The sequence below is a fragment of the Geomonas oryzisoli genome (genome assembly GCF_018986915.1).
GTDB lineage: Bacteria > Desulfobacterota > Desulfuromonadia > Geobacterales > Geobacteraceae > Geomonas > Geomonas oryzisoli.
The window spans coordinates 3,485,001-3,511,795 of the sequence record NZ_CP076723.1 but is presented as its reverse complement, the minus strand read 5'-3'; the positions used below and the strand labels follow the sequence as shown (position 1 = coordinate 3,511,795).

At 61.7% G+C, this 26,795-nt stretch carries 25 protein-coding genes; 21 read left to right on the top strand and 4 right to left on the bottom strand.

The genetic code is table 11. The features are described 5' to 3' along the window. Positions 1 to 23 precede the first annotated feature (23 nt). Positions 24 to 185, top strand: a complete 162-nt coding sequence (locus KP004_RS15290; RefSeq protein ID WP_216799347.1) for a hypothetical protein — start codon at positions 24 to 26, stop codon at positions 183 to 185. On the opposite strand, the gene KP004_RS15285 is transcribed toward KP004_RS15290, so the two are convergent. Beyond that, positions 182 to 502, bottom strand: a complete 321-nt coding sequence (locus tag KP004_RS15285) for a GSU3473 family protein (protein WP_216802750.1) — start codon at positions 500 to 502, stop codon at positions 182 to 184. The two genes, KP004_RS15290 and KP004_RS15285, sit on opposite strands and share 4 nt — an antisense overlap. A 102-nt stretch (positions 503 to 604) precedes the next feature. Here KP004_RS15285 and rpsA point away from each other — a divergent pair, with 102 nt between their 5' ends. Next, positions 605 to 1,807, top strand: coding sequence for a 30S ribosomal protein S1 (rpsA, locus tag KP004_RS15280; protein WP_216799346.1), 1,203 nt, complete (start codon positions 605 to 607; stop codon positions 1,805 to 1,807). A gap of 3 nt (positions 1,808 to 1,810) precedes the next feature. Next, a complete protein-coding gene (locus KP004_RS15275) occupies positions 1,811 to 2,038 on the top strand; it encodes a DUF3820 family protein (RefSeq protein WP_216799345.1) in 228 nt (75 codons plus the stop codon). Positions 2,039 to 2,116: 78 nt separating this feature from the next. Here KP004_RS15275 and KP004_RS15270 read toward each other — a convergent pair whose 3' ends face one another. Further along, the gene (locus KP004_RS15270) at positions 2,117 to 2,611 is read right to left on the bottom strand and encodes a BCAM0308 family protein (RefSeq protein WP_216799344.1); all 495 of its coding nucleotides are present in this window, start codon (positions 2,609 to 2,611) and stop codon (positions 2,117 to 2,119) included. Between the two features lie 801 nt (positions 2,612 to 3,412). On the opposite strand from KP004_RS15270, the gene KP004_RS15265 reads away from it, so the two are divergent. Further along, entirely contained in the window at positions 3,413 to 4,078 is a 666-nt protein-coding gene (locus tag KP004_RS15265) for a protein-L-isoaspartate(D-aspartate) O-methyltransferase (RefSeq protein WP_216799343.1), read from the top strand. Here the strand turns inward: KP004_RS15265 and KP004_RS15260 are convergent. Together KP004_RS15260 and eno are read right to left on the bottom strand one after the other, a co-directional pair. Next, on the bottom strand, positions 4,075 to 4,986 hold the full coding sequence (locus KP004_RS15260) for an RluA family pseudouridine synthase (protein WP_216799342.1): 912 nt from the start codon (positions 4,984 to 4,986) through the stop codon (positions 4,075 to 4,077). The two genes, KP004_RS15265 and KP004_RS15260, sit on opposite strands and share 4 nt — an antisense overlap. A gap of 296 nt (positions 4,987 to 5,282) precedes the next feature. Beyond that, positions 5,283 to 6,572: a phosphopyruvate hydratase gene (eno, locus tag KP004_RS15255; RefSeq protein WP_216799341.1), complete on the bottom strand. Its 1,290-nt coding sequence runs from the start codon at positions 6,570 to 6,572 to the stop codon at positions 5,283 to 5,285. A gap of 250 nt (positions 6,573 to 6,822) precedes the next feature. Between eno and KP004_RS15250 the strand changes: the two genes are divergently transcribed. From KP004_RS15250 to KP004_RS15170, 17 genes are all read left to right on the top strand, one after another. Beyond that, the gene (locus tag KP004_RS15250) at positions 6,823 to 9,198 is read left to right on the top strand and encodes an HD family phosphohydrolase (protein ID WP_216802646.1); all 2,376 of its coding nucleotides are present in this window, start codon (positions 6,823 to 6,825) and stop codon (positions 9,196 to 9,198) included. Next, positions 9,152 to 9,550 carry an rRNA maturation RNase YbeY gene (gene ybeY, locus KP004_RS15245; protein ID WP_496197168.1) on the top strand — a complete coding sequence of 133 codons (399 nt, stop codon included), beginning with the start codon at positions 9,152 to 9,154 and terminating at the stop codon, positions 9,548 to 9,550. Before KP004_RS15250 ends, ybeY begins: the two co-directional genes overlap by 47 nt. Before the next feature lie 51 nt (positions 9,551 to 9,601). Next, the gene (locus tag KP004_RS15240; protein ID WP_216799340.1) at positions 9,602 to 10,321 is read left to right on the top strand and encodes a diacylglycerol kinase; all 720 of its coding nucleotides are present in this window, start codon (positions 9,602 to 9,604) and stop codon (positions 10,319 to 10,321) included. Between the two features lie 33 nt (positions 10,322 to 10,354). Continuing rightward, positions 10,355 to 11,212 (top strand): hemolysin family protein, encoded by an 858-nt coding sequence (locus KP004_RS15235; RefSeq protein ID WP_216799339.1) that lies wholly within the window; start codon positions 10,355 to 10,357, stop codon positions 11,210 to 11,212. Further along, positions 11,209 to 12,747, top strand: a complete 1,539-nt coding sequence (gene lnt, locus KP004_RS15230) for an apolipoprotein N-acyltransferase (protein ID WP_216799338.1) — start codon at positions 11,209 to 11,211, stop codon at positions 12,745 to 12,747. Before KP004_RS15235 ends, lnt begins: the two co-directional genes overlap by 4 nt. Before the next feature lie 58 nt (positions 12,748 to 12,805). Continuing rightward, positions 12,806 to 13,922 (top strand): peptide chain release factor 2 gene (gene prfB, locus KP004_RS15225; protein WP_216799337.1). Its coding sequence is split into 2 segments (ribosomal slippage): positions 12,806 to 12,874 and positions 12,876 to 13,922, totalling 1,116 coding nucleotides; the frame shifts between segments, so codons are not numbered across the junction. A 75-nt stretch (positions 13,923 to 13,997) separates the two neighbouring features. Beyond that, positions 13,998 to 14,813 (top strand): C40 family peptidase, encoded by an 816-nt coding sequence (locus tag KP004_RS15220; RefSeq protein ID WP_216799336.1) that lies wholly within the window; start codon positions 13,998 to 14,000, stop codon positions 14,811 to 14,813. Positions 14,814 to 15,059: 246 nt separating this feature from the next. Then, positions 15,060 to 16,301, top strand: a complete 1,242-nt coding sequence (locus KP004_RS15215) for a DUF1015 domain-containing protein (RefSeq protein WP_216799335.1) — start codon at positions 15,060 to 15,062, stop codon at positions 16,299 to 16,301. Between the two features lie 31 nt (positions 16,302 to 16,332). Next, complete coding sequence (locus KP004_RS15210; protein ID WP_216799334.1) at positions 16,333 to 16,803, top strand: FKBP-type peptidyl-prolyl cis-trans isomerase; 471 nt, start codon at positions 16,333 to 16,335, stop codon at positions 16,801 to 16,803. 88 nt (positions 16,804 to 16,891) lie between these two features. Continuing rightward, positions 16,892 to 17,824: a DUF4140 domain-containing protein gene (locus tag KP004_RS15205; protein ID WP_216799333.1), complete on the top strand. Its 933-nt coding sequence runs from the start codon at positions 16,892 to 16,894 to the stop codon at positions 17,822 to 17,824. An 87-nt stretch (positions 17,825 to 17,911) separates the two neighbouring features. Then, positions 17,912 to 19,195: a class II fructose-bisphosphate aldolase gene (locus KP004_RS15200; RefSeq protein WP_216799332.1), complete on the top strand. Its 1,284-nt coding sequence runs from the start codon at positions 17,912 to 17,914 to the stop codon at positions 19,193 to 19,195. A gap of 78 nt (positions 19,196 to 19,273) precedes the next feature. Beyond that, entirely contained in the window at positions 19,274 to 19,651 is a 378-nt protein-coding gene (locus KP004_RS15195; protein WP_216799331.1) for a PilZ domain-containing protein, read from the top strand. Beyond that, positions 19,644 to 20,444 carry an HD domain-containing protein gene (locus KP004_RS15190; RefSeq protein ID WP_216799330.1) on the top strand — a complete coding sequence of 267 codons (801 nt, stop codon included), beginning with the start codon at positions 19,644 to 19,646 and terminating at the stop codon, positions 20,442 to 20,444. The genes KP004_RS15195 and KP004_RS15190 overlap by 8 nt, the downstream gene beginning before the upstream one ends. Before the next feature lie 24 nt (positions 20,445 to 20,468). Further along, a complete protein-coding gene (gene cas6 / locus KP004_RS15185) occupies positions 20,469 to 21,341 on the top strand; it encodes a CRISPR system precrRNA processing endoribonuclease RAMP protein Cas6 (protein WP_216799329.1) in 873 nt (290 codons plus the stop codon). A 100-nt stretch (positions 21,342 to 21,441) separates the two neighbouring features. Continuing rightward, positions 21,442 to 23,292, top strand: coding sequence for an ATP-dependent zinc metalloprotease FtsH (gene ftsH / locus KP004_RS15180; protein WP_216799328.1), 1,851 nt, complete (start codon positions 21,442 to 21,444; stop codon positions 23,290 to 23,292). Positions 23,293 to 23,714: 422 nt separating this feature from the next. Further along, positions 23,715 to 25,202: a 4-alpha-glucanotransferase gene (gene malQ, locus KP004_RS15175; protein ID WP_239026830.1), complete on the top strand. Its 1,488-nt coding sequence runs from the start codon at positions 23,715 to 23,717 to the stop codon at positions 25,200 to 25,202. 113 nt (positions 25,203 to 25,315) lie between these two features. Beyond that, positions 25,316 to 26,599 carry a homocysteine synthase gene (locus KP004_RS15170; RefSeq protein WP_216799326.1) on the top strand — a complete coding sequence of 428 codons (1,284 nt, stop codon included), beginning with the start codon at positions 25,316 to 25,318 and terminating at the stop codon, positions 26,597 to 26,599. The last annotated feature ends 196 nt before the right edge of the window (positions 26,600 to 26,795 follow it).

Here is a 26,795-nt window from a genome sequence, read left to right as displayed (position 1 = left end):
TTACCACAACTGGAATTGCTTAGGTGGGACGGCAGGCTGGTTTTTGGGAAGAGGTGAGGGGAGCGGGGTACATGTGGGACGTGGTCGGGGCGCTGGTGGCCGCAGGGCTCGGGAGACAGGATGCAGGGATGCAGGGAGCGCTGGGAGCGCTGGGAGCGCTGGCGGTGGTGATAACTACAAGCTAAGGCGAGGCATGTCGGCGCTGCAAAGCGGTGGCAGCGGTGGTTTCCTCTTTCTTCACCCAGTGCTCGGAGCGGTCAAAACCGATGATGCAGCCGGTCGACAGCAGGTGGTCCAGGAAATAATCGTTGATCACGTCATAGGTAAAGTCGTCGTAGCAGACCAGCACGCCCATTGTTGCGTCCTCCTGTGGTGCATCTAGTTCCAATGCAATACCTATCGGAGCTTTGCCGCACGACTTAAAGAAAGTTTTATCTGCCGTGCGAAGTGATGTCCCCGTGTCGGCCACGTTCACCGTGTTTTGCGTTCCAAATTCTGTCATAAACATCGTCTGTCGGCGGCTCAAGTAGTTGACAAGGGTACGGGGTCCCCTGTATGCTCCATGGGTGCTAAAGCGCAACAATTACGCTGAAGAGGTACTTAAATGGATAACGATCACAGGGAAGAGATGGAAACCGAAGAGGAGAGCTTTGCCGATCTGTTCGAGCGGAGCCAGAAGGATGCGGGCCGGCTGGAGCCGGGCGCCAAGGTCGAGGCGACCGTGCTGCAGATCGCCAAGGACTGGGTCTTTCTGGACACCGGTCGCAAAGGCGAAGGGGTCCTCGATATCAAGGAACTCCTTGACGCCGAGGGCAACCTGACCGTCAAGGTCGGTGACAAGGTCACCGCCTGGTTCGTCTCTTCGCGCAACAACGAGATGCGTTTCACCACCAAGCTCGGCGCCGGCAGCAGCCACTCCGCCGGGAACGCGCAGCTCGAAGAGGCTTACGCCGCCGGCATTCCGGTCCAGGGCGTGGTCGAAAAGGAAGTAAAGGGAGGTTTCGAGGTCAAGGTCGCCGGTTCCCGCGCCTTCTGCCCGTTCTCCCAGATCGCCCTGAGAAGGGTGGAGGACACCGCGGCCCTGGTGGGCAAGCAGATGTCCTTCAAGATCACCGAGTACTCCGAGAAAGGGCGCAACATCGTCCTGTCCCACCGCGCGCTGCTCGAGGAAGAGCTGCAGCAGCAGAAAGACGCGCTTAAAGAGACGCTGAAGGTCGGCGACCGCGTGAAGGGTACCGTCACCTCGCTGCGCGATTTCGGCGCTTTCGTTTCCATCGGCGCCGTCGAAGGGCTCCTGCCGGTTTCCGAGGTGGCCTGGGCGCGCGTGAACCACGTGAGCGAGGTACTCTCGGTCGGCCAGGAAGTAGAGGTCGTGGTGAAAGGAATCGACTGGGAGAAGAACCGCATCTCCTTCTCGCTTAAAGATACCCTGGCCGATCCCTGGGAAGAGGCGGCGAGCGCCTTCCCGGAAGGGTCCTACCAGAACGGCAAGGTGGCAAGGCTTACCCCCTTTGGCGCCTTCGTTACCCTGGCAAGCGGCGTGGACGGCCTGATCCACATCTCCAAGCTCGGGGCCGGCAAGCGCATCCAGCACCCGAAAGAGGTTCTGACCGAAGGTCAGGAGGTCGAGGTGAAGGTCGAGGCGGTGGACCGCGAGGCGAAAAAGATCTCGCTGGCCCTGGCTTCGGTGAGCCGCGCCGCAGAAGAACAGGCCCAGAGCATGGACGCCTACAAGAAGACCGTGGCCGAAGCCCCCAAGGGGATGGGCACCCTGGGCGATCTGCTCAAGGCTAAGCTGAAGGGGTAACCGTTGGAGGATCTTTTCCCCGACCCTGCCCAACTGCTGAAGCTGGCCCGCACCCGGATGCCTTACGGCAAGTACGCCGGCTCGCTGCTGGTGGACCTCCCGGAGCCTTACCTGGTCTGGATGCGACAGAAGGGGTTCCCCGAAGGGGAACTGGGGGCCATGCTCGAATGCATGTACGAGGTGAAGGCCAACGGCCTGGAGTACCTGTTCGATCCGCTGCTGCACCGCTGATCGGCAACCTGTTCAAAACGAAAAAAGCCCCTCTTGCCGCAAGGCAAGGGGGGCTTTTTCATTGGCGCCGCGACGGAGTCAGCGACTCCACTCCACGCGAACCATGCGCTGGTCGTGGCTCCACTTGTAGTGCAACTCGCCGCGCTGCGACTTGTAAAGCTCGCGTCCGATCTTCTGGGCCAGCTTGTCCTCCGTCGTGGTAACGACGATGCCGCCATCCTCCTCCTTGATCTCCATGATGCGTCCCAGCGGATTCTTTTCCCTGTGCCTGGTCTCCTGCTGCCTCACCGTGTTCAGGATCTCCTCCCGGTGTTGGGAGAGGTACGGCCCCGACAGAGTCACGACACCGGCCGGGTCTTGGCCTACGATGCGTTGGCAGGCCGGGCAGAGGACATCGCCGCTGGGCGAGGCGGACGCACCGCTTTCAATCTGCCAGCGCTTGTTGCGGTAGACGATACCGCACCCCTTGCAGACGGTTCCTTCCGAGAGTCCTTTCTTGGGCAGGTAAGGCTCAAGGCTTCGGGCCGCCATCTGCCCCTTCTCTTCCATGGTTATTCTGGCTCCGCGTGGCATGGCTACCTCCGTTGTTTGAATTGTCAGGATTAGCACCGGCTAAGTATAGCACTCCGGTAAGGGGAGGCTACAGGGTGACCTTCACGAGTTGGCCTGAAAGGGGGATGGGGGAGGAGGCGGGTGTAAGTGCGGACGGATAGAAATATGAAAAGGCCCGCTGCTGATGCAGTGGGCCTTTTCTTGAAAATGTAACTGGCGCTTAAATCTTGAGATCCTTTACCCCTATCCGCCGGTGGAAGTTTTTCCCAACGGGCGTAGAGACATGCTCCGGCGGGACCATGTCACCCGTATCTCGCGGTTTCTTCCCCTTTTTGAAGCGGTTGTTACGCGCATGACGGATGAGATTATTATAGGCCAATCGGCTTGATCTCCTTAAGCGCCAGCTACTAGCTCCAAAGTGCCGTAAAGGTTTATGTGAGACCACGCTCTTTTGTAAAGCATCTCCCCGGGAAACGCTTCAGGCAATTCCTTTAGAAGCATCGGGATTGCACACCACGTCTGAAACCTGGGAAATTTTTAGTGTGGAATAATCAGGGTACCTCACGCCACCTTTACCTGTACCCCAGAGCTGTTTTCAAAGAACATCTCTTTGCTACGATTTTAGTGTACGCCCACGGTACATAAGAGTCAACAGCTTGGATGGGCGGCGTTTTATGCTTATGTTGGTTCGGTCTAATGCTGCTTCGTTCGCCGCTGTTACTGTGCCGGGCGGGATGGGATAGGGTGAAAGGGGCATACGGCGGCCCGCCAGTCCTTGTGAGCGCGAACCCCTGTGCTACCATTGAGCTTTCTGGAGGAGCCATGACCAGCGATGCGAAAAGGGAAGTCGAAGCGAGGAAGGAGCGGATGCTGAGCCTGCACCTCGTGGGGCGCGGCATCCGGGACGCGGCGGTTTTGAGGGCGATGCGCGAGGTGCCCAGGGAGGCGTTTCTTCCCCCCGGGCTGGAGCTTTTCGCCTACGAGGACGGGCCGCTGCCGATCCAGAACGGGCAGACCATCTCCCAGCCCTACATCGTCGCGTACATGATCGAGGCGTTGGAACTGCAGGGGACGGAGAAGGTCCTGGAGATCGGGACCGGTTCCGGCTACGCGGCAGCCGTCCTGAGCCTGTGCGCGGCGGAGGTCTTCACCGTGGAACGGCTCCCGTCCCTGGCGCATCCGGCCGCGGAGCGTCTGCGCGAGCTCGGCTACGGCAACGTTACGGTGCACGTGGGAGACGGCACCCTTGGCTGGCAGGAACATGCCCCCTACGATGCCATCGTGGTGACCGCCGGAGCGCCCGGGGTCCCCGAGGAGCTCGAGTTGCAACTGGCACCGGGAGGGCGGCTGGTGATTCCCGTCGGGCCGACGCCGCACCTGCAGGACCTGGTGCGGGTGCGGCGCGAGCAAAACGGGGACCTGCACCACGAAACCCTCTGCGGGGTCCGCTTCGTGCCGCTGATCGGGGCGCAGGGGTGGGAGGACTAGGAGAGCGCCAGCGTCTCGGCAGCGGGTACGTCGTTCAGGGTCTTGAGGAAGGACTCGTCGCTCACCGCGCCGCAACGGGTGGCGAGCCGCAGTAGTGACTCCGGTAACGGTGCCGGGATATCGATCTCTTCACCGGTGGCGGGGTGAATCAGCGTGGTCCGGAAGGAGTGCAGGGCGTGGCCGGTGAAGCCGGAAAGCTTTCTGCCGCCGTAGCGCTTGTCCCCCAGGATCGGGTGCCCGATCATCCTGAAGTGCTGCCTGATCTGGTGCATGCGCCCGGTGAGCGGATACACCGCCAAAAGCGACACGCCCCCTCCCTGGAACAGCCTCACGTAACTGGTCTGCGACTCCTTTCCGTCCAGCGCCGCATCGATGGTTCCCTGCTTCTGCAGCTTCCCCTCCACCATGGCGAGGTACAGCTTGCCCAGCCCTTCCTCCTGCACCATCTTGCCGAACATCCCGGCGGCGACCGAACTTTTGGCCAGGATGATGGCCCCGGAGGTTCCCTTGTCCAGCCGGTTCACCGGGCGCAGGCGGCCGACGCCGTCGCGTTTTTTCAAAAGCGTCTCGGCCAGGTCGACCAGGGTGATTTCTTCCGGATCCTCGGTGCGGTGTACGGCGAGTCCCGCCGGCTTGTTGAAGCAGATGATCCAGCTGTCCTCGAACAGGATGTCGAGCTCCGGTGTGAGCCGGGCCAGGAAGGCCGCGGTCTTGGAGCTTTCCTTGAGCGTCACCTGGTCGGCGTAGTGCAGCAGGTCGCCGGGTTCGGCGGGAGCGCCGTTCACCTTGAGGTGTCCCGAGTTGATCAGCTTTTTGATGTAGGAAAACTGCGCGCTGGGAAGGAGGTTGCGCATGAAACTGTCCACGCGCCGCAGGTGGTCTTGGGCCGATATTTCGTAGGTTAACATGGGTCGGAGTATACCTTCATGAGGAGGAAGGCGCAAGGGAATCCGGCCGCCCGCGGCGAGGTCGACATGGGGGCTTCCGGTTTCAAGCAGCGCCATTGTGCTCCCACCCTTGCGGGGGAGGGGGGGAGGTGCCATCACTTCCGGATCTTGCGGCGTCACCCACCCCCCGGCCCCCTCCCGTCAAGGGAGGGGGAGGTGCGAGGCCGTTTTCTTGAGGAGGAAGCAAAGAAAAAGGGCGCACCCGGTGAGGGTGCGCCCTTTAATGCTGCCAAAGGCGGGCGAATGATTATTCGCCCCTACCTTTTTACGTTGTAGAAGACGTCGGCGCCCCTGAACAGGGCCACTTCGTCCAGCTCGTCCTCGATCCTCAGGAGCTGGTTGTACTTGGCGACGCGGTCGGTACGGCACAGCGAACCGGTCTTGATCTGGCCCGCGTTGACGGCCACGGCCAGGTCGGCCAGGGTCACGTCCTCGGTCTCGCCGGAACGGTGCGAGATGACACAGGTGTAACCGGCGCGCTTGGCCATCTCGATGGCGTCGAGGGTCTCGGTCAGGGTGCCGATCTGGTTCAGCTTGATCAGGATGGAGTTGGCGATCCCTTTCTTGATCCCTTCCTTGAGGATGGAGGGGTTGGTCACGAACAGGTCGTCACCCACGATCTGGATGCGCTTGCCCAGGCGGTCGGTGAGCTTCTTCCAGCCGTCCCAATCGTTCTCGGCCATGCCGTCCTCGATGGAGATGATCGGGTACTTGTTGACCAGGTTCTCGTAGAAGTCGACCATCTGGTCCGCGGTCTTCTTGGGCTCCGCCTCGTTCTCCAGGGTGTAGACCCCGTTCTCGAACAGCTCGGAAGAGGCGACGTCGAGCGCCAGGAGCACTTCCTCGCCCGGCTTGTAGCCCGCCTTGACGATGGCCTCCATGATCACCTCGAGGGCCTCCTCGTTGGACTTGAGGTTCGGTGCGAAGCCGCCCTCGTCGCCGACAGCGGTGTTGTAACCCTTGGCCTTGAGCACGGATTTCAGCGCGTGGAAGATCTCGGCGCCCATCCTGAGGGCTTCCTTGAAGGTCTTGGCGCCGGCCGGCATGATCATGAATTCCTGGATGTCGACGTTGTTGTCGGCGTGGGCGCCGCCGTTGATGATGTTCATCATGGGCAACGGCAGTTCTTTGGCGTTGGAGCCGCCGATGTACTGGTACAGCGGCAGGCCTACTTCGTCGGCCGCGGCCTTGGCCACGGCGAGGGAGACGCCGAGGATGGCGTTGGCGCCCAGGCGGCTCTTGAACTCGGTGCCGTCGAGCTCCAGCATCTTCTTGTCGATCCCCACCTGGTCGGTGGCGTCCATGCCGGTGATCTCGTCCGCGATGATGTCGTTGACGTTGGCAACGGCTTTCTCAACGCCTTTGCCGAGGTAGCGCCCTTTGTCGCCGTCACGCAGTTCCAGCGCTTCGCGCTCGCCGGTGGAGGCCCCGGAGGGAACCGCGGCTCTGCCCATAGCACCGGAATCCAGGAACACCTCGACCTCAAGTGTCGGATTTCCCCTGGAATCAAGTATTTCCCTGGCGTAAACGTCGGTTATCTGGCTCATCTCTACCCCCCTGGATTGAAATTTTAATTGTGAACGGGCAGCGGCGCCCGTTCTAATGGAGCCTCCGTTATATAACATATCTGCCCCCAAAGGGAAGCAGGTTTTGTAAATTTTTGCTAACATGGCGAAGCGACAGCGGTTCCCAAGGCATTTGGTTTAGATTGACAGTACTCAAACAAACGGGATATATTGTCCCCTTGCTGCTATTCTTGCAGTCTCTGTCCTTACGACACGGGAACCATTGAAGATAATGCCCACCGAAAGCGGCGACAAACAGACAATTCAGAAGAGTTCGCTGATCCGGCTCTGCGACAGCTGGATGGAAGCGGTTGCCCAGGGTCTCACCTGTGACAGGAATGAGAAGCGCAGCCGCTTTATCATGCTGTTCCTCACCGCCTTATTCCTCACTCTGCTCATCATTCCGAGTCCGCAGTTCCTGTCGGTGCAGTATCGCGAAGGCGATATCGCCACCTCCGACATCCGCGCCACCCAGGACTACCTCATCGAGGACCTGCTGCTGACCGAGAAGAAAAGGGCGGAGGCTGAGGGTGCCGCCCCATACGTCTACACTCTCGCCGCCAACGGTAACATCGAACTTGTGCGCCGTTTTGACGACGCGATGGACGTCGTGGACGATCCGACCCTGCACGGGGAGGCCAGGCGCAAGGCGGCGGTCGCCGTGCTCGGTGTCGACGTCTCGGGCCAGGAACTCGCCGCTCTCTCCCGCGTGAAGCAGCAGAGGGCCTTCCTCTCCGACCTGGCCCGGCAGTTGGCCCCCCTGTACCGGCAGCGCATCGTCGCCGACCGCGGTCACTTCGCGGCGGACCTGCGCCACGGCATCGTGGTGGTGGACGACGCTACCAGGCAAGACGTCGCCGGAGGCGACTACAGCTCGAGCATCGACCTCCCCGCCGCCCGCCGCATCTTCTCGCAGGCCACCCTGACCCAGGGTGCGGCGCCCCACGACCTCGAGATCCTGAAAGGGGTGGCGCTGCGCATGATCGCCCCCAATCTCTCCTTCGACCGCAACGGGACCGACCAGAAGAAGAGCGAGGCGCGCGCCGCGGTGCGCCCGGTGCTCTTCAAGATGAAGCGTGGCGAGATGATCGTCCGGGTCGGGGAGCGGGTCACCTCCGAGCAGGCGATGAAGCTGGAGAAGATCTTCAAGACCAAGAACAGCACCCCCGTCCTCACCGGCCTGGGGATCTTCGGCCTGATCCTGGTGCTGTGCTATGCCCCGTTCCGCTTCGGGCGCAAGAACATCAGGAAGTTCAACCCGACCAACAAGGACATCCTGCTCCTGTCACTTTTGACGGTCGCGAACTTCGCGGTCCTCAAGCTGGTGTCGGCGGTTTCCACCGCCCTGGGAGGGCTCTTCCCCTCCATCGACACGGCGAGCTACTTCTACCTCTTCCCGTTCGCGGCCTCCGCCATCATCGTGCGGATCATCCTGAACTCCGAGGTGGCCCTGGTCTACTGCGCCATCACGGCGCCCCTGACCGGGATCATGCTGAACAACTCGCTCCAGGTGGTGGTCTACGCTCTCCTGGGAGGCATCGTGGGCGCCCACGGCGTGCGTCAGTGCAAGGAGCGGGGGACCATCTACAGCGCCGGCTTCAAGGTGAGCGCGGTGAACATGGCCCTCGCCGTCTGCTTCCACGTCTACAACGACAGCCCGCTTTCGCTGCAGCCGCTGTACTGCATCATCTTCGCCTTCCTGGGCGGCCTGATCAACGCGGTGTACGTCTCCGGCACCATCCCGCTCATCGAGGCGCTGTTCCAGTACACCACCGACGTCAAGCTCCTGGAGTTGGCCAACCTCAACTCGCCCCTTTTGCGCGAGCTGATGATCCGGGCTCCCGGCACCTACCACCACAGCGTGCTGGTGGGTAACATGGTCGAGGCGGGCGCCGAGGCGATCAACGCCAACCCGCTTCTGGCCCGCGTCGCCGCCTACTACCACGACGTCGGCAAGCTCAAGAAGCCGCAGTACTTCATCGAGAACATCCGCGACGGCGAGAACCGCCACGACAAGCTCTCCCCCAGCATGAGCGCCCTCATCCTCATCTCGCACATGAAGGACGGGGTCGAGCTCGCCAAGGAGCATCGCATCGGGCAGCCGATCATCGAGATCATCCGGCAATCCCACGGCACCTCGCTGATCAACTACTTCTACCTGAAGGCGAAGGGGCTGGAGACGCCGGGCTCTCCCCCGGTCGAGGAGCGGGACTTCCGCTACCCGGGCCCCAAGCCGCAGACCAGGGAGGCGGGGCTCGTGCTCCTGGCCGACTGCGTCGAGGCCGCCTCGCGCACCCTCACCGACCCGACGCCGGCCAGGATCCAGGGGCTGGTACAGAAGATCATCAACAACATCTTCATCGACGGCCAGCTGGACGAGTGCGAGCTGACCCTCAAGAACCTGCACGAGATAGCCAAGAGCTTCAACCAGATACTGGCGGGGATCTATCACCAGCGTATCGATTACCCCGAGCCTGCCTACAAGGAGAAGACGATTGCCAAGAAGCCAGAGGATATCGATAGCGAACCGCCAAAGGCGGATACCGGTCGCGAAGACGCAGCTGCGAAAGGTGGCGCAGAGGATCTTAGACGCCTTGGGATGTCCTGAGGCGGAGCTTTCCGTCAGCATCGTCGGGGACCGGGCCATCCGGGTCCTCAACCGGGAGTATCTGGGACGGGACAAGGCCACCAACGTGATCTCGTTCGCCATGCAGGAAGGGGAGTTCGGCGCCATCAACCCGGAGGTCCTGGGCGACGTGGTCATCTCCGTCGACACCGCGGCGCGCGAGGCCGAGGAGTCCGGACAGACCTTCCTGGAGCGCTTCAACTTCCTGCTTCTGCACGGCATCCTGCACATCACCGGCTACGACCATGAAAGAAGCGGCGAGGCCGCAGCCGCCCGCATGGAGGCCAAAGAGCGGGAGATCTTCTCCCTGCTGGTCGAGGAAGGGCTTGTCTAGCCGGGGCAGGGGCTTGCCGGCCGAAGCCTTGGCGAAGGCCGGAGGGTCGTTATGAAGCCGACCCGCTTCATCGACTCCGTGAACTGCGCCATCGAGGGGATCCTCCACACCACGCGCACGCAGAAGCACATGCGCTACCACTTCCTGGCCGCGCTCGCCGTGCTGTTCATCGCGCTGCTGCTGCGGGTTTCCTCGGTCGAGTTCATGCTGCTGGCCCTGGCCATCAGCTTCGTCCTCTTCGCCGAGCTGCTCAACACCGCCATCGAGGTGGTGGTGGACATGATCTCGCCGGAATACCACCCCATGGCCAAGCTCGCCAAGGACGTGGCGGCGGGCGCCGTGCTGGTGGCCGCCTTCGGCACCGCCATCATGGGGTACCTGGTGCTCTCGAAGTACGTGCTCCCCTGGCAGAGGCTCGGCCTCGAGATGATGGGGAGCGAGTCGGAACTGGGCATGGTGGTCTCCGCGGTACTGGTGCTGATCGTCGTGGTGATTCTCAAGGCACGCGGTGGAACCGGGAAACCGCTCGAAGGGGGAGGCGTCAGCGGCCACTCGGCGGTCGCCTTCTCCATCGCGACCTCCGTGGCGCTGCACACCCAGGACCCGCTCATCGCGCTTTTCTGCTTCATCCTGGCCGCGATGGTGAGCCATTCGCGCCTGCTGCTGAGGATCCACCGTCCCCGCGAGGTGGTGGTCGGCGCGGTCGTCGGAGTAGGGATCACCTTCGCGGTGCACCTGCTGTTCCGCGCCTTCTGGCACGGCTGGCTATGAAAGACAACGCGGCATTATTAAGGAGAAACATCCTTGGAAGAGGGTAACGGACGCAAGGGCCAGGGACTCATCGAATCCCTGACCCGGCTCTTGTACGGCAAAAAGAAGGTCACCGGGGCGGAGATCCAGGAGATCATGGACGCCGGCGAGGAGGAAGGGGTCATCAACCAGGAGGAGAACGCGATGATCCGTTCCATCCTGACCCTGGGCGACTCCATGGTGCGCGAGATCATGCTGCCGCGCATGGAGATGGCGTGCGTTTCCATCGAGCTCGAGGTGCGCGAGGTGCTGAAGTCCATCATCGCCTCGGGGCACTCGCGCCTTCCGGTTTACGAGGGGACCATCGACAACATCATCGGCCTCCTCTACGCCAAGGACCTGCTGCGTTACTGGGGCGAGCCGGACGATGCCATCGAGCTCAGGAAGCTGATCCGTCCCCCGTTTTTCATCCCGGAGACCAAGAACCTCGAGGAGCTGCTGCACGACTTCAAGAAGCGCCGGGTGCACATGGCGGTGGTCATCGACGAGTATGGCGGCACCGCGGGACTGGTGACCATCGAGGATCTCCTGGAGGAGATCGTCGGGGACATCCAGGACGAGTACGACCTGGAGACCGAGCGCCTCTCTGTGCAGGCGGACGGCTCCATCGTCGCGGACGGCAGGCTCCCCATCGTGGAACTGGAAGAGCAGTTCGATGTCGAGATCGAAAAGGAAAACTTCGAGACTGTGGGGGGGCTTCTCTTCCACCTGACCGGGCGCATCCCCGCCGCGGGCGACGTCATCGAGAACGACTCGCTGGTGCTCACCGTGCTGGAGGCGGACGAGAGACGCATCGCCAAGGTGCACATAGCGAAGAAACAGGAGCCTGCCGGGGAGTCTGAGGAGCCGTGACCGCGCGCACCGCAATCGCCGGGGAGGCGACCGCGGGACGCTACCTGCTGGCGCTGTTCTCGGGCGTTTTGCTGGCACTCTCCTTCCCGCTGCCGGGCATATCCCCACTGGCCTGGGGCGCTTTCGTGCCGCTCTTTCTGGCGACCGACCGCGTCTCGCCCAGACTCGGTTTCCGACTCGGCTTCACCGCCGGGTGCGTCGCCTATGCGGGGATCCTGTACTGGCTCAACGTGGTGATGATGAACTACGGGAAGCTGCACTGGACGGTGAGCGTGACGCTCTACCTCACCCTGGTGGGCTACCTGGCGCTTTACCCCGGCGCGGTGCTCTGGCTGGTGCGGCGCTGCGAAGGAAGGCGGATCCCGCTGCTTTGCTCCTTTCCGCTGCTGTGGGTCTCGGGTGAGGCGATTCGCTCCTATCTCTTGACCGGGTTCCCCTGGGCGAGCCTCGGCTATTCCCAGTACCGCACCCTGCCGCTGATCCAGATCAGCGACCTGACCGGGGTGTACGGCGTCAGTTTTCTGGTCGCCATGGGGAACGTGGTCTTCTACCGGATCTGGGTTTCCATGCGCTACCGCAAGCCCTACCCGGTGCGCGCCCTGTTGCTGCTGGTGGTGCTCCTGGCGGCCACCATGGTGTACGGCGTCACCGCGCTGACCCGCGCCGACAGGGGAGACCCCCGGAAGGTCCTCCTGGTGCAGGGAAACATCCCGCAGGATGTGAAGTGGGACCCGGCCTACCAGGATGCGACGCTGAAGACCTACGAACGGCTTACCCGGGAGGCGTGCAAGGAGCCGGGGACCCTGGTGGTCTGGCCGGAGAGCGCCCTGCCGTTTTTCCTGCAGCGTGAGCCGGCCTATGCCGCGCGGGTGCAGGCGCTGGCCGCGGAGTTGAAGAGCCCGCTGGTGGTGGGAAGCCCTGCCTACGAACAGCAGGGGGGACGTGTGCGCTACCTGAACAGCGCGTTCCTCATCTCCGAGCAGGGCGCCATCGTGGGGAGAAGCGACAAGCTGCACCTGGTCCCCTTCGGCGAGTACGTGCCGCTGGCCCCGCTGCTCCCCTTCGTCAACAAGCTGGTTACCGGGATCGGCGACTTCTCCCCCGGCCACGAGCCCGTGGTGCTGCCGGCCTCGACCGGGAAACTGGGCGTCCTGGTCTGCTTCGAAGGGATCTTCCCCGAGGTGGCCAACGCGTACGTCGCAAGGGGGGCGCAGTTGCTGGTGAATATCACCAACGACGCCTGGTTCGGGCGCACCTCCGCCCCTTACCAGCACCTCTCCATGACCGTGTTCCGGGCCGTGGAGAACCGGGTCCCCCTGGTGCGTGCCGCCAACACCGGGATCTCCTCGGTGATCGACAGCAAGGGACACATCCGGGGCATGACCCCGCTGTTCCAGGAGGCGACCCTGAGCGGCGAAGTGAGGCCGGGGACGGACCGGACCTTCTACAACCGTTTCGGCGACCTCTTCGCCCTGCTTTGTCTCTCCGGAAGCATCGGCATGGGGATCGCCTGCTATCGCGGGCGCCGCAACTGACGCTTTCACCAAAACGATGATCGCCGGAAAGGCGATGCGACCATAAAGGAGTTTTGAGATGTTCAGAGAAGAAATTGCCAAAATCGAAGACCTTGCCGAGCGAATCCACAAACTTCGGGGGTCTCTTTGACGTAGATGACAAAAAGGAGCGGATGCAGGAGCTCGAGGAGCTGACCTCCCGCGCCGATTTCTGGAACGACGCCGAAAAGGCCCAGAAGGTGCTCAAGGACAGGATGGCGATGGAGAAGGACGTCACCACCTGGGAAAACCTGGAGCGCCAGGCCCGCGACATCCAGGAACTGATCGAACTGGGGAGCGAGGAGCAGGACGAGGCGACCCTCGCCGAGGTTCACGGCATGAACGAGCAGTTGGAGGTCGGGGTGAGCCAGGCGGAGTTCCGCAGGATGCTCTCCGGTCCCCACGACGCCTCCGGCGCCTTCGTCTCCATCAACTCCGGGGCCGGCGGCACCGAGTCCCAGGACTGGGCCGAGATGCTTTTGCGCATGTACCTGCGCTACTGCGAGAAGAAAGGGTGGAAGACCGATATCACCGACTACCAGGAGGGTGACGGCGCCGGGATCAAGGGGGTGACCTTCGCGGTCACCGGCGAGTTCGCCTACGGCTACCTGAAGGCCGAGGCGGGCATCCACCGGCTGGTGCGCATCTCCCCCTTCGACAGCAGCGCGCGGCGCCACACCTCGTTCGCCTCCGTGTTCATCTTCCCGGTGATCGAGGAGGACGACATCGAGATCAAGATCCCGGAGAGCGACCTGAGGATCGACACCTACCGTTCCTCCGGTGCCGGCGGCCAGCACGTCAACACCACCGACTCGGCCATCAGGATCACCCATCTCCCCACCGGGACCGTGGTCGCCTGCCAGAGCGAGCGCAGCCAGCACATGAACAAGGCTACCGCCATGAAGGTGCTCCGCTCCAAGCTCTACGAGATGGAGCTTCGCGAGCGCGAGGCGAAGGCGGCCGACATCGCCGGTGAGAAGAAGGAGATCGGCTGGGGTAGCCAGATCCGCTCCTACGTGCTGCATCCCTACAAGATGGTCAAGGACCTGCGCACCGGCGTGGAAAGCGGCAATCCGGACAACGTCCTGGACGGCGCCCTCGATGATTTCGTGGTTCCGTACCTGATGGGAGTGCGTCGGGAGACCAAGGACATTTAGGCGGGGAGGGGACGGTCTCTCTTCCCCCTCCCCAGCCCTCCCCCTCCGGGGGCGGGAGCAACACAAGGAACAACGATGCTTAAAACGGTAAGACTGTTGATCATATATCTTCTCCTCCTCGCGCCTGCCGCCACCGGATGCGCGGCGCAGCGGGCCGGGCTTTCCAGCGTCGGCTTCGCCATCCAGGTGGGCGCCTTCTCGGACGTGAAAAACGCCGAGCGGCTTACCAGGAAGTTGCAGGAGCAGGGGATCGAAGCGTTCTACTTCAAACGGGAAAACGGCATCTACGCCGTCCGTTTCGGGGACTTCCCCAAGCGGGAAGAGGCGCGCAAGGTGGCCCAGAAGCTGGTGAAGGAGAAGACCATCGGCTCCTACTTCATCGCGCCGCCCCAGCCCGACCGCACCGTGCTGGTGCGGGAGACCGTGATCGAGAAGGCGCCGGCACCGTCGATCACCAAGCCGACCAAGCCCTCGGTTCCGGGCAAGAAGAAAGAGGAGCCGGTCAAGCGTGACCGCGGCGACATGGGCAACATCGCCGCCCGTACCGCCGAGCGCTTCGTGGGCATCCCGTACCGTTGGGGCGGGGACACCGTGGTCGACGGCATGGACTGCAGCGGTTTCGTGCGCGCGGTCTACAACCTGTGCGGCATCAACATCCCGCGCACCTCGCGTGAGCAGTACCGGGTCGGGGATGCGGTTGGGCGTGAAGAGTTGAAAGACGGCGATCTGGTTTTCTTCGGTGCCTCCTCCGACGAGATCAACCACGTCGGCATCTTCGTCGGCAACGGTCGCTTCGTCCATGCGCCGCGCCGCGGTGACGACATCAAGGTGAGCTCGATGGACGAGTCCTATTTCCAGAAGAGGTTTGTCGGCGCCAAGCGCTATTTTTAATACCTGTCCCCGAAGCGCCGATAAGGTGCAGGCCAGGCAGAAGGTGGCGTAAAGGTACCGAACCTGGGTGACAGAGCAAAAGGGGGACAGGCATCTCCGGAGTGAAGGGGGACAGGCACCTCCGGAGCCAGTCCCCTCGGGCCTATGTCTTAAACGTAGAACGTAGAACATAGAACGTAGAACTTGAGTTATAGACGTTGAACCTTGAACGTTGAACGTTGAACGAAAAATGAGACAGGAGCAGTTATGGCATTTATCAAGCCGTTCAAGGCGGTACGCCCCAAAAAGGAGCTGGCCGAAAAGGTCGCAGCTCTTCCCTATGACGTGATGAACACGGATGAGGCCATCGAGATGGCTTCCGGCAACGCGGTGAGTTTCCTGCACATCTCCCGTCCTGAGATCGATCTCCCCAGGGACGTCGATGTGCACTCCAATCCGGTGTACGTCAAGGGGCGCGACAACCTGGAAAAATTCCTGGCGGAGGGCGTGCTGCTGCAGGACGAGACCGAGCGCTACTACGTGTACCGTCAGAAGATGGGTAGCATCACCCAGACCGGCCTCGTGGTCTGCGCCGGCGTGGACGACTACCAGACCGGCACCATCAAGAAGCATGAGCTGACCAGGGCGGACAAGGAGGAGGACCGCGTCAAGCACATCGATGCGCTCAACGCCAACGACGAGCCGGTTTTCTACACCTACCGCCACGACGCCGCGATCACGGCGACCATCGACCAGGTGACCCAGGGCGCGCCCCTGTACGACTTCACCACCGACGACGGCGTTTCCCACGCGCTGTGGGATATCGCCGATGCCAAGCTGATCGACTCCCTCACCAAGAGCTTCGCCGCCATCCCGACCCTCTATGTCGCCGACGGGCATCACCGCAGCGCCGCCGCGAGCCGGGTGCGCGATCTGAGAAAAGACGCCAACCCCAAGCACACCGGCAGCGAGGAGTACAACTACTTCCTGACGGTGATCTTCCCGGACAACGAGATGACCATCATGCCCTACAACAGGGTGGTCAAGGACCTTAACGGCCGCGGCGTCGCCGAGTTCATGGCGCGCGTCGGCGAGCGGTTCGAGGTGACCCCGGTCGCCGGTGCGGTCAACCCGGGGGAGCGCCACCAGTTCGGCATGTACCTGGGTGGCAAGTGGTACGAGCTGACTCCGCGCGAGGATTCCTTCCCCGAGAACGACCCGGTCGCCTCCATGGACGTCTCCATCCTGCAGGATAACCTGCTCAGCCCGGTCCTCGGTGTGCGCAACCCGCGCACCGACCAGCGCATCCACTTCGTCGGCGGCATCCGCGGTGTCGAGGAACTGGAGCGGGTGGTCAACTCGGGCGAGTACATGGTCGCTTTCTCGCTGTTCCCGACCTCGATCGAGGAGTTGATGTCGCTGGCCGACGAGGACAAGATCATGCCGCCCAAGTCGACCTGGTTCGAGCCCAAGCTCAGAAGTGGCCTTTTCATCCATTTGCTGGATTAACCGCATACCAAAACCTGACGGAGGAAAATTGATGCGTAACGTAGAGAAGTTCCTCGTGCTGCTGCTGCTCATGGCGGCGGTAGCCATACCCGCCTGCTCCCAGAAGGATGCCACCAAGCAGCCGGCGACCGAGAAAACCGCAGCCAAGGCCGCAGCAGGGGCGGTGACCACCCCGTCCGGCCTTTCCTATACCGACCTCGTGGTCGGGACCGGCCCCTCCCCGACCTCGGGCAAAGGGGTCAAGGTGCACTACACCGGCACCCTGGAAAACGGCACCAAGTTCGACAGCTCGCTCGATCGCGGCCAGCCTTTCATCTTCAGGATCGGTGCCGGCGAGGTGATCCCGGGTTGGGACGAGGGCGTCATGTCCATGAAGGTGGGGGGCAAGCGTAAGCTGGTGGTCCCGCCGCAGTTGGGCTATGGGGCCAACGGCGCCGGCGGGGTGATCCCCCCGAACGCTACCCTGATCTTTGAAGTGGAGCTTCTCGACGTAGAGAAGTAATCATACCGGCTGCTTGCAATGGTCCCTGGGTGCTGTAGAGTTTCCCTTTGCGCTTTTCATCCCCAGGCTTTCTGTTGCGAGGTGCCCCATGCGCCTGTTGCCGCTGGCCTTGTTTCTGTTTCCGGTCCTGGTCTGTCAGCAGGCCGTCGCCGGGCAAAAAAGCGTCACCTTGTACCTGGACGGGGCGCGGGTGGAGCAGGAACTCTCCGTCTCCGGCGGCTACCTCGAGCTCCCCTTGCCGGACGGCTTCGCACCCGGCTCGCTCCGGGTGAAGGCACCGGGGGGGACCGTGCTGCGGGTAGAGCTGGTCCCGGCTGAACAGGACCGGCGCCGGGCGGGGGAGATCGCCCGACTCAGGGAACGTCGCGGCGAATTGCAGGACCGCATGGATGCACTGGCCCGGCGCGAGGAGATCTTCTCCGCCGCCGCCAGGTCGCAAAGCGGCAAGGCCCCCAGAAAGACCAAGGCCAATCCTGACCCGGTGGTCACGTTGCAGCAGGGGACCGAATTCGCGCTGAACCAGATGGAGGCGGTTTATCGCAGCAAGCGCAAGTGCCGGCTCGCCCTCGACAGCGTGGAGCGGGAGCTGACGGCGGCCGCCAAGGGGGTCGCGTCGGCGCGCATCTGGATTAGCGGCGCGAAGGCCCGCGTCTCCTACCTGGTAGGGAACGCGCGCTGGATCCCCAGTTACGACCTGAGGTTCTCGGGGGAGGGGGGCGCCGAATTGCTGCTGCACGCGAAGCTGCCGCAGCGCGAGAAGGGTGTGCAGTACCAGGTGGCGCGGGGGACGACGGCAAAGCAGGCAACGGCCGAGCCGGTGCGGGACGATTTTCCCGTACTCGCCCGTTATCCGCTCACCGCCACCCGGGCCGCCGGCGCCGATCCTCCCGAACGATTCGCATTCGCCCCGGTAGAGGCCGGTCTTCCCCCCGGGGACGCCGCGCTCTACTGGAAGGGAGAATACCTCGGCAGCGCCCCGTTCTCCGGGGGAGGCAGCACCGGGTTCACCCTGGGACAGTAGCGAAGGCCCTTGCCTTTGTATGATTAAGATGTTATAAGGAAGCGGCTTTTCCCATGTGATTTGATATTCCCACCCAAAGGAGGAGATATGACAGCAACATCTTCAGATTTCGTCAAAGCGCTTGAAGTAGGGCGTCCCCCCAACGTAGCGAAACTCTTCCCCAATTCCAAAGCACTGCTGGTCAGCGGCAAGGTCATCGACCGCGCCATGAACGCCAAGGGACATGCACTGGCCCTGGCCGCCAACGGCCGCAACCACTTCGTCATCCGCGGGGTGCTCGCCGCTGCCCAGAGGGCCAACGCCGCCGTCATCATCGAGATCGCCAAGAGCGAGGGGGGGCAGAAGGCGTACTGCCCGGTCAACTACTGGAACATGGCCCGCCAGGTGGACGCCGTCGCCAACGAGCTCGGCATCACCATACCGGTTGCCATCCACGCCGACCACTACGGCATCAAGGGTGACGCGGACGTCAAGTCGGCCAAGATCGAGATCCCGAGCATGTTCGATGCCGGTATCACCTCCATCGCCATCGACGCCTCCCACCTTCCCGACGAGGAAAACCTCCTCGCCAATATCGAGCTCAACAGCATCATCCCGGCCTGGGCCGGTCTCGAGACCGAGGTGGGCGAGATCAAAGGGAAGGAGGGGCTTTCCACCGTTCCCGAGGCGCTCTTCCTGATCCGCGGCCTCAACGCCCACGACATCTTCCCGGACTGGATCGCCCTGAACAACGGCACCACCCACGGCATCGAGGCTTCCGACGCCGGCATCCAGGTAGAGCTGACCGCCGAGATTCACGAGGCGATCAAGCAATACGGCGTCAACGGCGCACAGCACGGCACTTCCGGCAACAGCTACGACAGGCTGCGCCAGATCGCCCAGAACACCCGTACCACCAAGGCCAACGTAGCGACCGCGCTGCAGTTCGTCTCCTGGGGGCTCGAGGTCAACGACTACGGCAACGCCAAGCTCGACGAGAATGGCAACTTCATCAAGGTGAAGGGCGAGGGGATGAGCGAGGAGCTCTGGGCCGAGATGGTGGCCTTCGCCGACTCCAAGGGGTGGAAGAAGGGGGACTACAAGAACCTCAATCTCCCGTTCGAGAACAAGCTGCTGGCACAGACCAAGGAAGTGCGCGAGCGCATGAGCAAGAGGGTCGAGGAATTTGCCTACAACCTCATCGCCAACGTCTTCAACGCCGCCGACACCGCGCCGCTTGCCATTGAGGCCATCCTCAAGGCCGGTTCCTACGACCTCGGCCCCAAAGGTAAGCGGATCGAGAACCCGGCGGAGTGGACCAAGGAGCAGCTCCCCAAGCAGGCCCAGGGACTTTCCCGTGACAAGGGGCCCGAAGGCAACTTCGAGGACTAGCATCACCATCAAGCTGAGAAACATCAAGAGGGGGCCCCGTGCCCCCTTTTGTAGCTGGCTTTTTGAAGGGGGAACACGATGACGACAGAAAGACGTAACTTTTCACGCGTCGATTTCAGGGTCTCCGCGCTGTTGCAGGCGGAGGGCGTGGCCATCAAGGGAGAGGTGACGGACGTCAGCCTGCACGGCCTCTACATGGAAACTGCCGAGCAGATTCCGGTCGGAACCCCGGTCGAAGTGACCATCTACCTCTCCGCGGCTCCCGATCCGATCGTCATCAACGTGAAGGGGACGGTGGCGCGTCTGGTCGAGGGCGGCCTCGGCTGCGCCTTCGACAAGATGGACGTCGAGTCCTTCGCTCACCTGCGCAGCATCATCTCCTACCAGGGGGGCGACGAGTCCAAGGTGATGGCGGAGTTTTCGGAGTACGTGGTCAAGAAGATGCACGATGAGTGATGCGGCATCTCTGCCGGACCTGGCGCCGCTGCGTGACTGGTTCACCTCCTACTGCAGTTCCTTCCGCACTTCGGATCGGGACGTGCAACGCAACTTCGACCTGAAGGAAGAACATACCCGCAACGTCTGCCGCGACGCCCTGCTCATAGCACAGGGGATGGGGGCGCGCTTCGAGATGCTGGCCGAGATCGCCGCGCTGTGCCACGACCTCGGCCGCTTTCCGCAATTCAGGGACTACCACACCTTCAAGGACAGCGATTCGCTGAACCACGCCCACCTCTCCGCGCACGTCATGAAACAGCACCACCTGCTCGATTTTCTGCCCGAGGATGAGCGCGCCTGCATCGAAATCGCGGTGCGGATGCATAACGCCTTCCAGGTGCCAGAAGGACTTGCCACGGTTACCACCGATTTGCTCCGACTGCTGCGCGATGCCGACAAGCTCGACATCTGGCGTGTCTTCATCGAGTATTTCAACACGCCGGAAGAGCAGCGCGCCTCCGGTGCGGGGCTTGGTTTCCCCGATCTCCCCGGGTGCTCCGCAGGACCCCTCGCCGCAGTGACCGCCGGGAAGATGGTTCAACTCTCCACCCTGAAGAGCCTCAACGATTTCAAGCTGCTGCAGGTTTCCTGGATCTACGACATCAACTACGCCGCCACCCTGCGCTTGATCCGGGAACGGTCGGTGCTGGAGCGCTTCCAGGCCATGCTTCCCCGGGATGGCGAGGTCCCGGACGTCCTCGCGCAGGTGGGCAGGTACCTCGATGGCAGGCTCGAACAGTCGGCACACTGATCCCCGCAGCAAAAGGAAATACCCGTGGAACTGCATTACGCGAGGCTGTGGTTCAGCTTCACCCTCAAGCAGGAACTCAGCGACCCCTATGCCTTCTATGCCACCCGTGCGGAATTCGAATCGGCATTCCGCGCGGCCCTCTCCTGTAAAAGGGGCGACTGCGCCGGCTGCCGTAATGCGGCATGCGCTTTTCCGGCAACCTTCGGCCAGCAGATAGCGGGGGACCCGGAAGCCGTCCGACGCCACCAGAAGCCACCGCTTCCTTTCATCTTCGATTTCCCGGTGCTCCCTTCGTCCCCCAACCGCGGCTTGCTCTGCGAGCTCGCCCTTACCATCGTTGGCAGCGCCGTTCAGCTCCTCCCGGCGTACCTCGCCGCAGTCGGAATCCTCATTGAGAGCAAGGGGGGTGCCGTTGTCGGCGTGGCAGCCGAATCCCCCGGGGGAGCGCGTACCGCGTACGCCGGCGACGGCTCGCATCCCCTGCCGCTGCTGGGATCCCTGGATCCGGCGCACACGGGACCGCTGCCGACGGGGAACGTGGCGATCCGTCTGTTTACCCCCCTGAAGCTGGTGCAAGACGGCCGCCTGCTCAAGACCTTCACCTTTGCCAACTTCGCCCGCACCCTGATGCGCAGGGTATCCTCGCTTGCCTACCATTATGAAGGCGCCGAACCCGCCCTGGATTACCGCTGGCTGTCCCAGCACAGCGAGTCGGTGCGTACTGCGGAGTCGGACTGTCGCTTCGTTTCCTGGAACGGTCGCCCGGCCGGTATCCTCGGTGTTGCACGTTTTGCCGGTGACCTGGAGCCGTTCCACCTGTTGCTGCAGTTGGGGCAAGCGACCCATCTCGGCAAAAGCGCTTCGTTCGGCTTCGGTTCCTACCGGGTAGAAGGATAAGCGTCCCCTCTTTTTCAAAATAATTAGAATCTTGTAATACCTTTCAACTTGGTTAGAATACCGAAGTGTCTTTTTCAGCCCGAGTTGAAGGAGCAGGGTCATGGCGCACACCTTTTGGAGGCCGTTGCTGATCACCGCCTTGTTCGTTTTGCTGCTCGACCTCTTCTACGGGACGATGGTGAAGCAGACGGCGGAGCGTGGGGCTGAAATAACCTACAGCCGTTTCCGCGCCGAACTTGCCGCTGATAACATCACCAAAGTCACCCTCAGGGGAAAAAGCGTCAAAGGGCAGTTCCGGAATGCCATCAAGGTGCCGGCGGCGACCGTCAAACAAAAAGGGCAGAACATCGACGTCACCAACTTCAGCACCACCCTCCCCGCGCTGGAAGATCCTAGCCTGTTGCCGGAGTTGACCGCCCGGCGTGTCGACGTCAACGTCGTTTCCACCGAAGGTTCCCCGATGGGTTCCATCTTTTTGTACCTGCTGCCGTGGCTTATCATCATCGGTGTCTGGTTTTTCGTGATGAGAGGGATGCGCAAGCAGGGACCAAGCGGCATGATGGGAGGCTTCGCACGCTCCGGGGCCAAGGCCTACACCTCGGAACGGATAGACGTCACCTTCGCGGACGTGGCCGGGATGGAAGAGGCCAAACAGGAACTGCGCGAGGTGGTGGAATACCTGAAGGAGCCGAGGAAGTTCCAGCAGATCGGGGGGAAGGTGCCGAAGGGGGTGCTTCTGGTCGGTCCTCCGGGAACCGGCAAGACACTGCTGGCAAGGGCGGTGGCCGGCGAGTCCGGCGTTCCCTTTTTCTCCATTTCCGCCTCGGCCTTCATCGAGATGTTCGTCGGCGTCGGCGCCAGCCGGGTGCGCGACCTGTTCGCCAGTGCCCGCAAGGTGCTCCCCAGCATCATCTTCATCGACGAGTTGGATGCCGTCGGGCGCAGCCGCGGTGCCGGTTTCGGCGGCGGCCATGACGAGCGGGAGCAGACCCTTAACCAGCTGCTTTCCGAAATGGACGGCTTCGATCCGCATACCGAAGTGGTAGTCATCGCGGCGACCAACCGCCCCGACGTGCTCGACCCGGCCCTGCTACGCCCCGGCCGCTTTGATCGCAACGTCGTCATCGAGCGCCCCGACTGGCGCGATCGCGAGAAGATCCTCAAGGTGCACACCAGGAGGATTCCCCTTGCACCGGAAGTTGATCTCGCCGTCATCGCCAAAGGGACCCCCGGGATGACCGGGGCCGACCTGGAAGGGCTGGTCAACGAGGGTGCCATTCTGGCAGCTCGCGACAACAAGGTTGTCGTAGGGCTGGAGGAACTGGAACGGGCGAAGGACAAGATCCTCATGGGGGGGGAGCGGCACATGGTGATCTCGGACGAGGAGAAGCGGATCACCGCATATCACGAGGCCGGCCACGCGCTGGTGGCGCGACTGCTGCCCAGCACCGACCCGGTGCACAAGGTGACCATCCTCCCCAGGGGGCGTGCCTTGGGCGTGACCCAGCAGTTGCCCGAGGACGACCGCTACCATTATCCGCGTGCCTACCTGGTCAATCGCCTCTGCGTTGCCTTGGGGGGGCGGGTTGCAGAGAGGGTCATTTTCAACGACGTTTCTTCAGGCGCGCAGAGCGATCTGAAGCATGTGACGGAGTTGGCCGAGAAGATGGTCTGCCAATGGGGGATGAGCGAGAAGATAGGCCCCATGACCTTTCCGCGCGGAGAGGAACACCCGTTTTTGGGGATGAAGCTTGCTGAGGAAAAGACCTTCTCGGAAGAGATGGCGTGGCTGATAGATCAGGAGATAGCCACACTGATTCGTTCTGCGGAGGGGAAGGCGATGGAGTTGGTCAGTGGCAACCGCAGCAAACTGGACGCGCTAGCGGTAGCCCTGCTCGAGGAGGAAACCCTGGATGGCGTGCGCGTGGACGAGATCCTGGCCGCCGCGTGAGTCATCCACAAAAACGGCTCCGCCGGGTCACCGTCTGAGAGCCGGAAAAGCCGACCGTTCAGAGAAGTCCTCCAGGTCAGACCAGCCAGACCGTCACAAACGTCCGACACAAGTCCATCGTGGCTAGTAGATGATAATGTACCCTTTCCTGCTGGCGATCCCCGTTATTTCAAGCGTGTCCTTGATACGGAAAGTCTCACCATCCAGGGTGAAAATGTACCCATCTTCATCAGGTACCGCGAGCTCGATCAGAGATTCGAAAGATGCAGTCTTTATGGTTTCCATGGAGCGCACTATACCATCTGCGGCCCGGGGCGTAAAGGCTTTGCGTTATTGCATTACAACTGTTTTATGTCATAGTGATGTCTGCTCATTTTCGGCCCCACCTTATTGTCGTCCATTTCTATGTTATCGAGGTCTACATGCTGAGAAAGAGAAAGAGTGGGATACTGTTGCATCCTACCTCTTTGCCTGGCCCGGGAGGGATCGGTTCCTTCGGTGAAGAAGCAAAGAGATTCGTAGATTTTCTGCACAAGTCAGGACAGTCCCTGTGGCAGATCCTTCCCCTTGGCCCGACAGCCTACGGCAATTCGCCATACTCCTGTTACTCGGCTTTTGCCGGCAATCCGTTGTTGATCAACCTGGAGATGCTGCAGGACGAGGGCGACCTGCTGCCTGATGAGGCCAAGCCGGAGCTCGAGCCGGAACGTGTCGACTACGGCGCCGCCGAGATCTATAAGATGGCCAGGCTGAAGGAAGCCGCCGCCCGCTTCTTCATGGAATCGCCGCAAAAGCGCAAGGAGGAGTTCTGGCATTTCTGCGACACCACCTTTTGGCTGCACGACTACGCGCTTTTCATGGCGCTCAAGGAACAGTTCAAGGAGGTCAGTTGGAAGGAGTGGCCGGATGCCCTGGCGAACCGGGAGCCGGAGGCTCTCTCCTCCTGGAGCGAAAAGCTGGGGACGGCGATTGGCGAGCAGAAGTACATGCAGTGGCAATTCTCCCGCCAGTGGAAGCAACTGAAAACCTACGCCAACGTACTTGGCATTTCCATCGTGGGGGACCTGCCTATTTTCGTCGCCTACGATTCCGCCGACGTCTGGGCAAACCCGCATCTGTTCCACTTGGACGAGAAGGGCGTCCCCATCGTCGTTGCCGGCGTTCCTCCGGACTACTTCAGCAAGACGGGACAGTTGTGGGGCAATCCGCTTTACAACTGGGACAAGATGGCCCAGGAAGGGTACGGCTGGTGGATTGCCCGGCTGCGCAACGATCTCTCCCTCTACGATATGGTTCGTATCGACCACTTCCGAGGATTCGAGGCCTTTTGGGAGGTGCCGATGTGGGAGAAGACGGCCATCAACGGTCGCTGGGTCAAGGGACCGGGTGAGGCGCTCTTCCACGCCCTGCGTAACGCCTTGGGGAACCTGCCGATCATCGCCGAGGACCTGGGAATCATAACGCCTGAGGTGGAAGCGCTGAGGGATCAGTTCAAATTCCCGGGCATGAAGATTCTCCAGTTCGCCTTCGGTTCAGGACCGGACAACCCGTACCTGCCGCACAACCACGTCAGGTCGTGCGTAGTCTATACGGGGACTCACGACAACGACACAACCGTCGGTTGGTTCAGTTCGCTGAAGGCGAAAGAGCAGAAGAACGTGCTGGCCTACTTCGACCGGGACGGCAACGACATCGTGTGGCAGATGGTTAAATGTGCGCTCGCCTCGGTGGCGGATTATGCCATCATCCCGATGCAGGATCTTCTGGAGCTGCCCAGTAGTGGCAGGATGAACGTGCCGGGCGTCGCGGGAGGCAACTGGAGTTGGCGCTGCCCTCCGGATGCTTTCTCTGGAAGGCTGGCCGCAAAACTCGCGCGGGCAACCGAACTTTACGGAAGGCTGCCGGACTAAATCGGTAGAGTTTTTAATGGCAAATTTGTTGACACGTTGGCTACGGTTTTTGTATAGAGGATACATCGTGTATTCTTTATAAAAAAGCTTCGGAAAAAGGACGGGAGAGAACTATGTCAGAAAAATCGTTTGGATTTGACACCCTTGCACTTCATGCCGGCCAGACTGTAGATCCCACCACTCTGTCCCGTGCCGTCCCTATCTATCAGACCTCGTCCTATGTCTTCAAAAGTTCGGAACATGCAGCCAATCTCTTTGGCCTGAAGGAGTTCGGCAACATCTACACCCGCTTGATGAACCCCACCACAGACGTGCTCGAGAAGAGGGTGGCCGAGTTGGACGGTGGTGTCGCCGCCCTTGCCGTCGCTTCCGGGCAGGCTGCCACGACCTATGCGGTTCTCAATATCGCCAGTGCCGGCCAGAACATCATCTCCACGAGCTATCTGTACGGCGGTACCTACAACCTGTTCCACTACACCCTGCCGAAGCTTGGCATTACCGTGAAGTTCGTCGATTCCTCTGACCCGGAGAATATCCGCAAAGCCATTGACGAGAACACCCGCCTGGTATATAGCGAGGCCATCGGCAATCCCAAGAACAATGTTGATGACTTCGAGGCGATTGCCAAGGTCGCGCATGATGCAGGCATCCCGTACATCGTGGACAACACCGCGGCCACACCGTTCGTGTTCCAGCCGCTCAAGCACGGTGCCGACATAGTCGTGTACTCTCTGACCAAGTTCCTCGGCGGGCATGGCACCAGTATCGGTGGATGCGTGGTCGACGGCGGTACCTTCCCGTGGAACAACGGCAAGTTCCCGGAGTTCACCGAGCCCGATCCGTCCTACCATGGCCTCAAGTTCTGGGATGCTCTGGGCAACATTTCCTACATCATCAAGATGAGGGTGGAGTTGTTGCGCGACATGGGCGCCTGCATCTCGCCGTTCAACGCGTTCCAGATCCTGCAGGGCATTGAGACCCTGCATGTCAGGATGCAGCGTCACGTCGAGAATGCGCAGAAGGTTGCGGAGTGGTTGGAGCAGAACCCGCTGGTAACCTGGGTGAACTACCCGGGTCTGCCGAGCCACAAGGATCACGGCAACGCCAAGAAGTATCTTAACGGTGCCGGAGCCATCATCGGTTTCGGTATCAAGGGGGGACTCGAGGCCGGCAAAAAGTTCATCGACAGCGTGAAGCTGTTATCGCACCTGGCCAACATCGGTGACGCCAAGAGTCTCGTTATTCATCCGGCGTCCACTACCCACCAGCAGTTGAGTGCGGCAGAGCAATTGGAGACCGGTGTCAGCCCTGACTTCATCAGGTTGTCTGTTGGCATAGAAGACGTGAAGGACATCATCGCCGACATAGAGCAAGCGCTCAACGCCGCCCAAGCCTAACTCAGCGGCACTTGTAAAAACCAGAAGGGCGATGCGCAAGCATCGCCCTTTTTCTTTATCTCTCTTGCCCGGTCCACTTTTGTCCACCTTGTCCATTGGGTCCACCGTGTCCACTCAAAAGCCAAACCTTCAGCGTTTGCTGCACCTTCGGTCACTGTTAACAAAAACAAACAACAAACCCGTTGACGCCGCCAAA

Bases quoted from the DNA above. Each gene is read 5' to 3' on its own strand.
- eno (WP_216799341.1), bottom strand. From the start codon at position 6,572: ATGAGCCAGATAACCGACGTTTACGCCAGGGAAATACTTGATTCCAGG.
- KP004_RS15205 (WP_216799333.1), top strand. From the start codon at position 16,892: ATGCGCCTGTTGCCGCTGGCCTTGTTTCTGTTTCCGGTCCTGGTCTGT.
- KP004_RS15195 (WP_216799331.1), top strand. From the start codon at position 19,274: ATGACGACAGAAAGACGTAACTTTTCACGCGTCGATTTCAGGGTCTCC.
- KP004_RS15210 (WP_216799334.1), top strand. From the start codon at position 16,333: ATGCGTAACGTAGAGAAGTTCCTCGTGCTGCTGCTGCTCATGGCGGCG.
- KP004_RS15170 (WP_216799326.1), top strand. From the start codon at position 25,316: ATGTCAGAAAAATCGTTTGGATTTGACACCCTTGCACTTCATGCCGGC.
- ftsH (WP_216799328.1), top strand. From the start codon at position 21,442: ATGGCGCACACCTTTTGGAGGCCGTTGCTGATCACCGCCTTGTTCGTT.
- KP004_RS15215 (WP_216799335.1), top strand. From the start codon at position 15,060: ATGGCATTTATCAAGCCGTTCAAGGCGGTACGCCCCAAAAAGGAGCTG.
- KP004_RS15250 (WP_216802646.1), top strand. From the start codon at position 6,823: ATGCCCACCGAAAGCGGCGACAAACAGACAATTCAGAAGAGTTCGCTG.
- KP004_RS15240 (WP_216799340.1), top strand. From the start codon at position 9,602: ATGAAGCCGACCCGCTTCATCGACTCCGTGAACTGCGCCATCGAGGGG.
- KP004_RS15265 (WP_216799343.1), top strand. From the start codon at position 3,413: ATGACCAGCGATGCGAAAAGGGAAGTCGAAGCGAGGAAGGAGCGGATG.
- rpsA (WP_216799346.1), top strand. From the start codon at position 605: ATGGATAACGATCACAGGGAAGAGATGGAAACCGAAGAGGAGAGCTTT.
- malQ (WP_239026830.1), top strand. From the start codon at position 23,715: ATGCTGAGAAAGAGAAAGAGTGGGATACTGTTGCATCCTACCTCTTTG.
- KP004_RS15200 (WP_216799332.1), top strand. From the start codon at position 17,912: ATGACAGCAACATCTTCAGATTTCGTCAAAGCGCTTGAAGTAGGGCGT.
- KP004_RS15270 (WP_216799344.1), bottom strand. From the start codon at position 2,611: ATGCCACGCGGAGCCAGAATAACCATGGAAGAGAAGGGGCAGATGGCG.
- KP004_RS15220 (WP_216799336.1), top strand. From the start codon at position 13,998: ATGCTTAAAACGGTAAGACTGTTGATCATATATCTTCTCCTCCTCGCG.
- KP004_RS15260 (WP_216799342.1), bottom strand. From the start codon at position 4,986: ATGTTAACCTACGAAATATCGGCCCAAGACCACCTGCGGCGCGTGGAC.
- KP004_RS15190 (WP_216799330.1), top strand. From the start codon at position 19,644: ATGAGTGATGCGGCATCTCTGCCGGACCTGGCGCCGCTGCGTGACTGG.
- KP004_RS15285 (WP_216802750.1), bottom strand. From the start codon at position 502: ATGACAGAATTTGGAACGCAAAACACGGTGAACGTGGCCGACACGGGG.